Below are 12,852 nucleotides of genomic sequence, written 5' to 3' on the forward strand. Positions count from 1 at the left end.
ACATGAAAATCGTAATATTAGATGGCTATACTGCCAACCCCGGCGACTACTCCTGGAAAGAGCTAAACACCTTTGGTGAGGTGGAAATATACGACCGCACTTCGCCTAACGAAGTTATTGAGCGCGCTAAAGACGCAGACATGATTCTAACAAACAAGGTGGTTCTCAAGGGCGACACACTCGCACAACTACCCCAACTCAAATATATTGGCATTCTTGCCACTGGTTATAACATCATCGATGTTGACGAAACGCGCGCCCGCGGCATTGTTGTATCTAACGTTCCTGCATACAGCACCGACAGTGTTGCACAAATGACGTTTGCCCATGTACTCAACATCACCAACCGCATTGAACACTACGCCAACCAAAACCGTAAGGGACAATGGAGCGCAGCTGCCGACTTCTGCTACTGGGATACACCACTTTGCGAGCTGGCGGGCAAAACATTCGGTATCGTGGGACTAGGAAACATCGGACAAAAGGTGGCGTGCATTGCACGCGCTTTTGGCATGCGCGTCATTGCCCTCTCAAGCAAAAAGGCCGATGAAATGCCCGAAGGCATTATGAAAGCCAACCTCGACGAACTGCTTTCGCAAAGCGACGTGCTGTCGTTGCATTGTCCGCTCACCGAGAGCACACGCGAAATGATTAACAGCCAGTCGATTGAAAAGATGAAACAGGGAGCTATCTTGGTGAACACTGGGCGCGGACCGCTGGTTAATGAGGTCGACGTGGCCCAAGCTTTGGCCGATGGCAAGCTGGCTGGCTATGGCGCAGATGTGATGTGCAGCGAGCCACCCAAAGCCGATAACCCACTACTCAAACAGCCCAATGCCTTTATCACACCCCATATTGCATGGGCTACGGCCGAAGCTAGGGGCCGACTGCTGGCCACTGCCATTGCTAATGCCAAAGCTTTCATTGCAGGAAAACCCCAAAACGTGGTTAACGCTCTCTAACAAGCGCTGCCACCAATCACCTATAAGGCACGGCACGCAAGCTCTAAGCCCCGCCGTTCACTATAACAAGACAAACTATTTACACATCGAGCGTTCGCCTTGTGCGCGAACGCTCGATAACAACAAGTTCCCAAAACATGGGCTTTGCCCATCCCTTTCCCTTTCAGGATAATTTATAAGAAATGATATACAGAGACCCCGAACTGGTTCAAACCGTTCAAACCATTATAGAGATAGTAGGAACTTTCGCTTTTGCCATATCAGGCATACGCCATGCATCTGCCAAACAGGTAGACTGGTTTGGCGGATTGGTATGCGGCATCGCCGTGGCCATTGGTGGCGGTACGATGCGCGATGTAATGTTGGGCGTGCGCCCCTTTTGGATGACCTCCTCTATCTACATGATTTGCACCGTGCTAGCCCTGCTTTCCATCATCGTTTTTGCCAAATACGTAAGACGCCTTAACAATGCTTGGTTTGTGTTCGACACCCTCGGACTGGCCCTTTTCACCATTGCAGGCTTACAAAAAACCCTGGCTTTGGGCCATCCCTTTTGGGTGGCCATCATCATGGGCTGTATAACGGGTTCGGCTGGTGGCGTGGTGCGCGATGTGTTGCTCAACAATGTGCCCCTCATCTTCCGCAAAGAGATTTACGCCATGGCAAGCATAGCAGGCGGATTGCTCTATTGGGGACTTTACGCCTTGCGCATTGATGTTGGCCTCATCGTGGTTATCTGCTTCCTTTTCATCTGTCTTGTGCGCTTCTTTGCTATGCGCTATCACATCTCTTTGCCCACTCTGCGCGAAGAAGAGATAAAGGAATAAACTTACTAACATAGCTTTTAAGCCACAAATTTTATCTCCCCAAAAACCTCTCGTTATGCAAGAAAACAATCCTTGGTGCGCTGCAGCTGCACAACTGGCAAGGCAGCTGCATACCCATCAAACCGACAAAGCGGGCGTTGATTATTTTGAGGGCCACCTTTCCACTGTGGCCTCCATGGCAAAAACATGGCAAGCCTGCGTTGTAGGCTATCTGCACGACGCCAGCGAAGACACACCTCACACAGTAAACCAAGTTGTCGACATGCTCGAAAACATCTGCGGAGCATCGCTTTCGCCAACAGATAGGGCCGACATTACCACGGCCTTAACGCTGCTCAATCACCACAATGCGCCCGATAGAGAAACTTATATTCAGCGCATTGCACAAAATGCCCTAGCAACAGCCGTGAAACTAAACGACCTTACACACAACATGGACCTTAGCAGACTGCCCAATCCCTCGCCTAAAGACCTTACGCGCCTTGAACGTTATAAAAAAGAATACGCCTATTTGCAACTTTTTTGTCCCTAACTTAGTCTAATAGTAAAACAAAAACATAAAAATCATGAGTATAGGAAAAGGAATATATCGTTCAAGAGACCGCAAAATTGCAGGCGTTTGCGGTGGTATCGCACATTATTTTGACTTCGATGTCACATTGGTACGCCTTATTTATGCGCTCGCAACCGTAACAACCGCGTTCTCGGGTGTGCTCGTTTATCTCATTGCCTGGCTTGTTGTGCCTAGCGAAGAGTTCACCCTCGACAAACCCGAATAGGCTTAAGCCTTATTTAAGTAAACTGGAATAGTTCTAAATAATGTTCGTCTGTGCTTGCCCTTATTGGCAAAGCACTCCCCATCTGTGCCAACAAACTCTACATACGTTTGCCACAGATGGGTGTTATGTTTTTAAGGTTAGGCCTCTTTTTAACCCAAATCGATAGTTAGGGCCGTTAAAATTTTGCATCTTATTGAGCACATTGCCTCTTGTTATGCAAGACAACACCTTAACCCCTTAGCCTTGCCACCCATAAACACCTAAGATTTTGGCTTTTAGAAAGGATTTATTTGCCCCTTGTTTCATCCTTTTAAAGCCTACAAAACTGTAAAATATTTCCACTGTTTTTTAACATTATGAATGCCCTCGGCGCAAAATTCTCTGCCGTCGGGCTTATTTTCGCGCGTATTTTAAAAGTTTGTAACAAGCTGATTTACACCCATTTATTTATTTTTATGGTAAAAACAGCCCTTGTAAGGTCTTCATCAAGGATAAAATACCCTGCCAAGGTAGCAATTAATCAGCAACAACTTTTATTATTATATGCGGTTAGAAATTCTCTCTTTAAATCGTCTTTATGACATATATACGCGCATTTTACAAGCATATTGTTACTAAAACAATAAAGCAAAAATCAAAACGACAGCGTAATTTGCAGCAAAACACCTTGCATTTAGCAGCAAAACGCAGTGCAATCTGCAGCAAAATGCAAGGTGTTTTGCTGCTAAATGCAAGGCGTTTTGATGCAAATTACAAAACGAAAAGATAAGAAAAAGAACTGTTTTTGGGTTGTTGCGAACACCAATTTGGCGCAACTTTTCGTGAAATAGAAATGCAAAAACATAGTAAATAGCAAAAATCGGGGCGAAAAATGGGCTGAAACGTGCTTCCATTTTTCGCTCGCAGGGGTGTTTTATATAGGTTTTAGTAGTTTTTTTCGTCTAGAATGGTCGGCCAGAAAATCATGTTTTGTAAAATATATTTACTCAATTAACACATCGCAGCAACGATATTATCCCCAATCGGTCATGAGAGCCTAAACAGATTTTGTTTTATTGTTGAGCATATTGTCTGTATTTGTAGCGCAGGCGTAGCGGGCTACGTCAAGTTGCAAAGACAGGCAAGATGCCGACAAGAAAATAAAAGATGTTAGGAAACAACACAAAAACAAGAATTGTGGAAACATTGTGGTCTAAAGACCGATTGGGGATTATACTATAAGCAGTGCCAACAACCACAAAGATAGGCATTCAACCTCAGGAAAAAGCCAACCAAAAAGCGCAAAGAAACGACCAACAACCCAGTCCAACAGACATGCCATTGCAGCTATACAAAAAAATCAGTCTGCCCGTTTTGCAACAAGCAGACTGATTTGGGTTTAATCTTTGTAGCTAAGGGTGTGCAAAATCATGCAAGGCAACAAGCCATAGGGCTTTCGCCTTGAATGGTAATAAAAGCACTTAAGCGGCAACTATTTTTCCCATACCACAGTTTTAGTCTTCAGTTCTTCACTATTAGGACCAACCATGATTTCAAATTCACCCGGCTCAACCACATATTTCATGCTATTGGTGTAAAAACCCAAGTCGCGTACATGTAAATCAAACTCCACGCGTTGGGTTTCGCCACGCTTAATGGACACCTTTTTAAAGCCTTTCAGTTCTTTAACCGGTCTAACCATCGATGCCACTTTATCAGCCACATACAATTGCACCGTCTCTTCGCCATCCCTTTCGCCCGTATTCGTTACGTTGACAGCCACCTTCAAGTGGCCATTAGCATCAAAACGCGAAGCACACTCAACAGCGCCATAGGCAAAAGAAGTGTAACTAAGTCCGTAACCAAAGGGGAAAAGGTTTTTATTTTTCAGGTCGATATGGCGCACAGTAGACGTTTGTTCCATGTCGCCAGGTCTGCCCGAGCGTCTGTAATTATAATGATTGGGAATTTGTCCCTCGGCATAAGGGAACGAAACCGTGAGTTTACCCGAAGGATTAACGTCGCCAAAAAGCACATCGGCCACAGCATTACCACATTGAGTGCCAGGGAACCAAGCCTCAAGCAGTGCATCGGTTTGCTCGTTAACATGGCCCAGGGTGAGTGGGCGGCCATTCATCAGCACCGTAACAAGCGGTTTACCAGCCGTTTTAAGCGTATCGATAAGTTGCTGTTGCAAACCAGGCAGCGACAAGAAGGCACGGCTACGGCTCTCGCCACTCATCAAAGCCTTCTCTCCCACCACAGCAATCACCACATCGGCATTAGCAGCAGCCTGGCGTGCCTGCGCAAATTCGTTGGTTTTGGTATCAAGGAAGTCGCAACCGCGAACGTACACCACCTCGGTGGCAGTTCCCAGTTTGTTGCGCAAGCCCTGCACCACGGTAATCACGTCGGCATCTTCGCCACGAGCTTTCCACGAGCCCAACACTTCAGCCCTATTATCAGCCAAAGGACCAACAACGGCAATGCGTTTGATGTTTTTAGACAAAGGTAGCAGCGCATCTTTGTTTTTTAACAGCACCATACTCTTGGTAGCAGCCTCGCGGGCCAAGGCCATCAGTTCGGCCGACTTAACAGTTTGTTGCTCGCGCGCTTCGTCAAGGAAGGCATAAGCATCATCAAACAAGCCTAAACGATATTTCTGTCTGAGTATTCTTTCAACCGAAGCGTTCACTGTGGCCTCGCTCACCAAGCCCTTTTTCACAGCCTCGGCAATGTGTTCGTTGTAGAGTCCATCCACCATATCCATGTCGAGCCCAGCGTTAAGCGCCATGATGGCCGCCCCTTTATCATCTGCCGTCACGCCTTGCGTTTTGAGTTGCACCACGGCATTCCAATCGCTCACCACAAAACCCTTAAACTTCCACTGGTCTCTAAGCAGCTGGGTGAGAAGCCAATGACTTCCCGAAGCCGGTTCGCCATTAACATCATTAAAGGCCGACATAAAGGTTTGCACGCCAGCATCAATGCAAGCCTTATAAGGAGGCAAATACATCTCAGCAAGCGTAGAAGGTGCGAGGTCTACCGAAGCATAGTCGCGACCAGCCTGCGGAGCGCCGTAGGCAGCAAAATGTTTGGCACAAGCCAGCACCGAATTGGGTTTACCCAAGTTCCATTGAAAGCCTTTAACACGAGCCTCGGCCACCTTACAACCCAAGAAAGGGTCTTCGCCGGCACCCTCAACGATACGTCCCCAACGAGGGTCGCGTGCCAAATCCACCATCGGAGCAAAGGTCCAGTGTATGCCCGAAGCCGAAGCCTCGATGGCAGCAGCCTTTGCAGTGCGATACATCAGGTCTAAATCCCACGAGCACGACTCGGCCAAAGGTGTGGGAAAAATGGTTTTATAACCATGAATAACATCGAAAGCAAAGAGCAAAGGAATTTTAAGTCGCGAGAGGCGCATGTTTTTATCTTGCAATTGGCGCAAGTTGGCCACGCCACCCACATTCAATATCGAGCCCACCATGCCCCTAGCCATGAGCGAATCGCTAAGAGCACCACTCTTAGGGCCCGTTAACAGCGAGCCGCCAACGTATTGCGACAGCTGTCCCACCTTCTCATCGAGGGTCATTTTGCTAAGCAGTTCGGCCACAAACTTATCTTCGGCAGTGGCCTGCTGCGTTATTTTCTGTTGGGCAATGGCCTTTTTAGGCAATTTGGGGCGTGCCTTTTGGGCGTTGGTTACTAAGGCCGTACCCATAAAGAGCATGGCCAGCATCGTTGCACGTGGTAATTGCAATTTTAAATTCATGTTGTGTTATCTGTTGTTTGTTATGGGGAAATGCAGACCCTTTGTGATATTATTTCGCTTTAATTTCTAACTTTAACTCGGCATCTTCAAGGCCAATGGACTTTGCTTTTAGGTTAACTTCTCCCTCATCGTTGCCAGCTTGCACCACCACGAGGCACTTTCCAAAGAAAGCCTTACGGCGATTATCCTTAAATCGTTCGAGTGAGAAGGGGCTACCATTGTCAACCCCAGCGATGGAGGCATGGCCATTGAGCGAGAAAAACACCTCGTTTTCGGCCCAAGGACAAAGGTTTCCATCCTTATCCACCACTTCGACGGTAATAAACACCAAGCTTCGGCCATTAGCAAGAAGCGTTTTACGGTTGGGCGTAAGTCGCAGATGGTGAGGTTGTGCAGCCGTGTTGACGGTTCGTTCGGCCACTTGGCGTCCAGCCTTTCTCGACACCACGCGCACCGTTCCCGGTTCGAAGCGTTCGCGCCACATCACATGATACTCGTGTTCGTTGGCTTTTCGTTTCACGCCACGTGATTGTCCGTTAACAAACAGTTCCACCTCGTCGGCGTTGTTATAATAACACCACAGGTCAATTGTTTGTCCAGGCATCCAGTTCCAATGCGGGAAAAGATGCAACACCGTTTTGTTAGTCCACTCACTTTGGTAAAGATAATAGGCATCCTTAGGAAATCCGGCAAGGTCTACAATGCCAAAGTAGCTGCTTCGAGCAGGGAAATTAAAGGGAGTGGGTTCGCCAATATAATCGAAACCCGTCCAAATAAACTGTCCCGAGCAGAAGGGTGTGTGTTTCACCACATCCCAAGTAGCCTCGTGAGTGGCACTCCACGAAGTGCACGAGTTATCGTAAGACGAGCAAAGAAACGATGTATCGATAAACGGGCGGCGCTTACCTGGCAGTCGTCTTATCGAGTCGCTGGGCATGGCATAGAAGCCTCGCGTTTGCAAAGCCGATACACTTTCGGTCAACAAGAAGGGTTTGCCGGGGAAATTCTCGGGTACTTTAGCCACCTGCTTACTATGATAGTTAAAGCCAATAACGTCTATCGCCCCACTTTTAAACAAATGGTTGTTGGGCGAAGTTTCGTTACATCCCGCCGTAATGAGTCGCGAGGGGTCGTTACGGCGTACAATATCGGCAAGCCATCGCGTAATTTTAGAATTGTCGCTAAGTTCTTTATTATCTGCCAATCGCGAGGGGTCGCGGGCGTTATTAAGTAAGATGTTTACATCGTCGAGGTCAACCCCTTGGTTTTTGTCGGTATTCCATTGCTCAAGCACCTCGTTTCCGATACTCCAAAGAATAATACTAGGGTGGTTTCTGTCGCGAAGCACCATATCAGTGATGTCTTTTTCGGCCCATTTATCGAAGAACAAAGCGTAGTCGAACTGAGTTTTGCCAGTTCGCCATTGGTCGAAAGCCTCGTCCATCACCATCAGTCCCATGGTGTCGCACATGTGCAGCAGCTCGGGTGCAGGCGGATTGTGCGAGCAGCGAATGGCATTAGCGCCCATATCCTTCATCATGCGCAACTGTCTGTACAAAGCATCCTCGTTGATGGCAGAGCCTAGACACCCCAAGTCGCCATGCAGGCAAACGCCATTGAGCTTAGTGTTTCGGCCATTGATTGCGAAACCCTTTTTGGCATCAAAGGCAATATTGCGCAAGCCCATGGTGGTGGTGTCGCGGTCAAGCACCTTTTTGCCATCAATAAGTTGGCTCACCACCTTATATATATAAGGAGCATGTGGCCACCACAGCTTGGCATTAGTCATTTTTATCTTTTGGCTCACCGTGTTTTTGCCCTCATGGGCCACACAAGGAGTGGTGGATTGGGCCACGCAGCGTCCCTCGGCATCGTAAACCATCTGCTTAAGACTTAGCTTACGAGCTTGTGTAGCAAAACTTTCAATCGTAGAGTTGAGTGTAATGTTAGCCCCACGGCCTTTGAGTACGGGTAAGACCTGAACGCCCCATTGTGCAAGCCGAACCTCATCGCTACGCAAGAGGTATACATGCCTATAAATTCCGCATCCCGTGTACCATCGGCAGTTGGGTTGCTGTGCATTGTCTATGCGTACAGCTACGACATTTTCGCCCTTTTTGTTAAGAAAAGGCGTGATATCAAATCCAAAACCAATGAAACCATAAGGCCTAATGCCCACCAGCTTACCATTTACGTACACCGAAGTGTTCATAAACGCCCCATCGAAGTGCAGCACATATCGGCTATGCTCATTGTTGTCGGTGAGCATTAGGCGCTTGCGATACCACCCAACCCCACCTGGCAGCGCGCCACCAACAGCACCCGAGGGATTTTTAACATAGAAATTGCCTTCGATAGCCCAATCGTGGGGCAGGTTAAGCACACGCCAAGCAGAGTCGTCGTAGGAAAGTTGTGCCATCTCAGGACTATCAGCCAATGCAAATCGCCATTGGGCATCCCACAATTGGCGCTCCATGGCATGCCCGCCCATAGGCAAGCATGCCACGAGGCACAACAAGAGTGCTCGGCACAAACTCCCCGCACGAAGCGAGAAACAGCTAATGCGGCCCCCTAAAGAATGAAAGAGGGCCCGCATCATTTCACAATCACCTTTTTACCGTCAACCACATAAACGCCCGAATGCAGTTTGGTATGTTCAAGAGTGTCGGCAACCTTCACACCTGTAACGCTATAAACACCTGTTGAAGCCTTGTGCGATTGGGCCTTAGGCAAATCCACAGCCGTGACAACAGCCGTTTGTGCAGGCGTGTTAAGCGTAGCAATGAAGAGGCGCACATTGTGAGCACGAAGCACACAGCCATCTTTTTGAAGACGTTCAACCATTGCCTTGCTGCCAATGTTAAACACAGCATGGGTAGAACCTTGTTTCAAAGCGAACGAAGGCTTAACCAATTCGTTGCCATGAGCATCGCATAAAGTAACCGAAGGCGACGAACCAAAAGTCTCGATATCGAGCACAAGCGCGTCTTTCTCGTTAAGTTTGGCAAAACTGCTTGCATCCAACGCCACTTGAACATTGGGCGATGTAACTTGTTGCAGGTCTACCGAAGGCACTTCGCCAAACCAAATGGGTCTGTTGGCACGCTTATACACACGCACCCAATCAAGGTCGAGATGATATTTGGTGTTTTGGTTAAAACGCTTTCCCTTCAATTCAGGATTGTCTTCGGGATAACTAACGCCCAGATATTTGCCACCCATCTGCCCAGTAATAGCTAAATCCCATACTTGGTCTTCGCCTTTAGGCATGTTTTCGGGTTTGAGTAAACTTTCGAACTTACTAGTAGACTGCCAAACAGAGCGCACTTTGCCATCAAGAAGGAAAGTAACCACAATACCATTGCGATTGGTTTGCTTGTCTACCTGCACGCCATAAACATGGTAGTCGGCACCAGGATTAAAATCGACAGAGCGAATACGGTGGGCAGAGTCGTTGATGTTATAATGCACTGTTTCGCCCCACTCCACATCTTTACCATGAATACTCTGGTTAACCATGTATTTACCTGGATGGTATCTGCGGGCGCTGCTCACGAAAACCTCTTCCAAATCAATTTCAAACATGCTTGCTCCCATGATATGTCGTAACCACAAAGCCATCCAAACGCCATATTCGTAAGGCACTTTGGCCCTCATCTCGATGCGCGAATATAAAGGATAATACTTCTTGGGTTCAGCAACATAGTGCGTTTGAGGATTTGATTGATAGGGATGCGTGCTAGACAATGCTCCCGAACGCCAACAAAGCTTGCCTGGAGCATGCGGAGCAGTTGTGTGTTTGTCTACTTGTGCCGAGATACGAACAAAGTCGGGCTTGCCAGCAGGCAACAGTGTAACCTGACTTGCATGATAGTTTTGCACGCTACCTTGCCCTGCATTAAAACCATAACTCCAACCTGCTCTATCTTCACCACTACCATAGACAAACCAATATGCGGGATTGAGCGTAGGCGAAGTAAACTCGTCGCCATCATAATAGGTCCAACCAGCAGGCTGTTCTTCTTTAGGAACAGAGCCGTTAGCACCCTTATGCAAGCCCTGTGCGCCCATAACGATAGGCGACAACAGCAAAATGGGTAAAAGAAAATACTTATTCATGATTTATTATTTTGGATTTAGAACATAGGTCAAGCCCATATTTAAGAACATCAGGCCTTTGAAGAGTTCGCCAAGCCATCTGCCTTCGACGGCAAAGCCTGGCGAGCAGCAACAAAAAGCTTAAGGTTTAACGATGGTGGCCTTCATCGTTTCGAAGTTAATAGTAATCTTCGTGCCGGCCGTCCATACGTAATCTTTATTAGGTTCGGGGTCGCCTTGCTTGCGATAAAGGAACTCTCCCGTCTCAGGAACAACGTAAACCTCGCGTTTCCAGTCGCCAAACTTCTTGACATGATTGAATGTTGGGATGCTGGGATACATTCTCATACGCCCCGTTTCGGGCAGAGTGGCGCTCATACTCTTACCATCGGGGTCGACAGTAAAGGTGGCCGAGCTGCTTCCCGACCATGCTTGAAGCTTAACAGGCTCGATTGCCACCTCGCGCGAATCAAGTCCTACGTATATCATATATATACCATCGTTAGCCACAATGGCGCGATTGTTTTGCACAGTGAAGCCAGTAGAAGTGGCAAGAGTAGCAAAATTGCCGTTTCCGAAAGCCTTCTCGTCGCTAAATTGCACGCCAGTGCCAGCCTTGAGGTAAGCAATATAGAACCAACGCGACTTTCCTGCATAGCCATTTTCAAGACTAACAACGCCAGGCGAAGCCCAATTCCAGCCACCAAAAGCGTCTCCCGTGAGGTAAAGGTTGTCTACACTACCAGGGAGTTTGTTCTCGGGTGTGGGGTCACCAAAGTCTGCGCTGCCCTCAGCAACGTTCAAGTTCACCGTTGTTTGTTTAGCAACAGGCACAGCAGGCACGTTGTTCGTGTTCAATCCAGGATAAACAAGCTTGCCATTGTTGATGGTTAAGAGCATCGTATTCCAATCGCGAGCATTATATTTAGATGTGGCGTAAAGCTTTAAAGCCCCAGTGCTAGAAGTGTTCAACGACAATTTGTCGCCAACAATATCAGCCTTAACTTCGCCCCCTCCAAAACATTCGCCCGTGCCATACACTTCAGGTTTCTCAAAAGCGAGCAATTTGCGGTTCAAATCAACATAAACAAGGTACAAACCTGTTTGCGACACTGTGGCTTGACCATTGCCATCGATGGTGGCTCCCACCACACTACTAAAGGCAGACACAGAATTAGCACCATCGGGCGATGTAGACAAGGCCACGGTTTTGCCAGCTTCAACATAGCGTAAGCACCAAAATTCGCCGTTACCAGCAGCTCCCACGGGCGTCATGGTTACCATCTGGGGCGAGTTCCATGCGCCAACGCCAGTACCGGCCATATAAAGTTGCTCGGAAAGACCAGTGGCTTCAACGCCTTCACCGCCAACGCGAGCAGTAAAAGCCTTGTCGAGAACGCTATATTGCACACTGATGGCATACTGTCCCTTAAGGGTGAAACGCAAATTTACGTCGGAATTAGCCGTGAGTGGTGCGTACTTGGCATTAAGCACATTGGTACGAACACTTTTACCAGTACCCGTTAGCACAGTGGCAAAGGTGTCGGCCAGGGCCTCATTGTCATCACTCACCACCACAGGTTTGGCATTAGCAAAGGCAAAAGTGTATTCGGTGGGCAGCACAAACTGTGTGGTGTCGGCATTACTCCATGTCACCACGTGGCGCAAATGGTCGTATTCCATCTTAGCCAGAGGCAAAACGCGGTCGCCCTTATCGTTCAAAGCCAATTCTCCCTGCACGAAAAACTTCACAGGAATGATGGTTAACTTCTTTGTTTGTTTACTTACCACTAGGGTGTAAAGGCCTTCGGCAGGCACGCTTATTTCGTCGTTGCCCTCTTCAAGTTGGCATTGCATCACACCCGAAGCAGCATCGGTGGCTGTTATTTTTCCACCATAATATACAGGATGGCCGTCGTCGCCCACATAGGCGATGCGCAATCCGCCATTTGTTGATAGCCAAACGTTGTGGCTAAGAATATTTTCGTGGGTCTTGGCCGCAAGCATACCCGTGGCGATGGGTCGCGAAAACTCGGTAGACGAGCCAGAGACGTAAACGCCAGCAGGAACGTTTTCAACGGGGTCGAACCCTATATTATTGTCTACGCAGCTTGCCACCAACGGCAGAAGTGCGGCTAGCAGTGTATGTTTTAGCTTTATCATGACTTTATCTTATTTCGTTTTGTGTTCTATTTGTTGATGAGCGTTAGAGCTAACTAGCTGAACAGATGCAGAACAAAGCAATATCGTGGTGAGCAAGTTCTATGCTTAAGCGTTTCTATTGTTTACACATGCTTTACGCTTATGCATTTGTTTCGCCCAGAGTTTATTGCTCAACTACTTCTCTTATAAACGTTCGCGGTTCGTATAAATTACGCAACGTCGAGTGTATAACATGTTTTGCAACAAGAGTTCTGCCATCTGTTCAACCA

Annotated in this window: 9 protein-coding genes; 5 read left to right on the top strand and 4 right to left on the bottom strand. The window is 47.8% G+C overall.

From position 1 onward, the window contains the following. Window positions 1–2: 2 nt before the first annotated feature. The 5 genes from QME03_RS03065 (at window position 3) to QME03_RS03085 (ending at window position 3,337) form a co-directional block, all read left to right on the top strand. A complete protein-coding gene (locus QME03_RS03065) occupies window positions 3–962 on the top strand; it encodes a D-2-hydroxyacid dehydrogenase (RefSeq protein ID WP_281723426.1) in 960 nt (319 codons plus the stop codon). A gap of 182 nt (window positions 963–1,144) precedes the next feature. Next, on the top strand, window positions 1,145–1,789 hold the full coding sequence (locus QME03_RS03070) for a trimeric intracellular cation channel family protein (RefSeq protein WP_025815735.1): 645 nt from the start codon (window positions 1,145–1,147) through the stop codon (window positions 1,787–1,789). A 55-nt stretch (window positions 1,790–1,844) separates the two neighbouring features. After that, window positions 1,845–2,321: a phosphohydrolase gene (locus QME03_RS03075; protein WP_281723427.1), complete on the top strand. Its 477-nt coding sequence runs from the start codon at window positions 1,845–1,847 to the stop codon at window positions 2,319–2,321. Window positions 2,322–2,355: 34 nt separating this feature from the next. Then, window positions 2,356–2,568 carry a PspC domain-containing protein gene (locus QME03_RS03080; RefSeq protein ID WP_281723428.1) on the top strand — a complete coding sequence of 71 codons (213 nt, stop codon included), beginning with the start codon at window positions 2,356–2,358 and terminating at the stop codon, window positions 2,566–2,568. Between the two features lie 577 nt (window positions 2,569–3,145). Further along, on the top strand, window positions 3,146–3,337 hold the full coding sequence (locus QME03_RS03085) for a hypothetical protein (protein ID WP_281723429.1): 192 nt from the start codon (window positions 3,146–3,148) through the stop codon (window positions 3,335–3,337). A gap of 702 nt (window positions 3,338–4,039) precedes the next feature. On the opposite strand, the gene bglX is transcribed toward QME03_RS03085, so the two are convergent. From bglX to QME03_RS03105, 4 genes are all read right to left on the bottom strand, one after another. Next, on the bottom strand, window positions 4,040–6,322 hold the full coding sequence (gene bglX / locus QME03_RS03090) for a beta-glucosidase BglX (RefSeq protein WP_281723430.1): 2,283 nt from the start codon (window positions 6,320–6,322) through the stop codon (window positions 4,040–4,042). A gap of 49 nt (window positions 6,323–6,371) precedes the next feature. Next, window positions 6,372–8,921, bottom strand: coding sequence for a glycoside hydrolase family 2 TIM barrel-domain containing protein (locus tag QME03_RS03095; protein WP_410521751.1), 2,550 nt, complete (start codon window positions 8,919–8,921; stop codon window positions 6,372–6,374). Beyond that, window positions 8,918–10,441 (bottom strand): glycoside hydrolase family 16 protein, encoded by a 1,524-nt coding sequence (locus QME03_RS03100; RefSeq protein WP_281723431.1) that lies wholly within the window; start codon window positions 10,439–10,441, stop codon window positions 8,918–8,920. Before QME03_RS03100 ends, QME03_RS03095 begins: the two co-directional genes overlap by 4 nt. 120 nt (window positions 10,442–10,561) lie before the next feature. Further along, window positions 10,562–12,583: a SusF/SusE family carbohydrate-binding protein gene (locus QME03_RS03105; protein ID WP_281723432.1), complete on the bottom strand. Its 2,022-nt coding sequence runs from the start codon at window positions 12,581–12,583 to the stop codon at window positions 10,562–10,564. Between the last annotated feature and the right edge of the window lie 269 nt (window positions 12,584–12,852).

The organism is Hoylesella shahii (assembly GCF_937990675.1).
Lineage (GTDB): Bacteria > Bacteroidota > Bacteroidia > Bacteroidales > Bacteroidaceae > Prevotella > Prevotella shahii.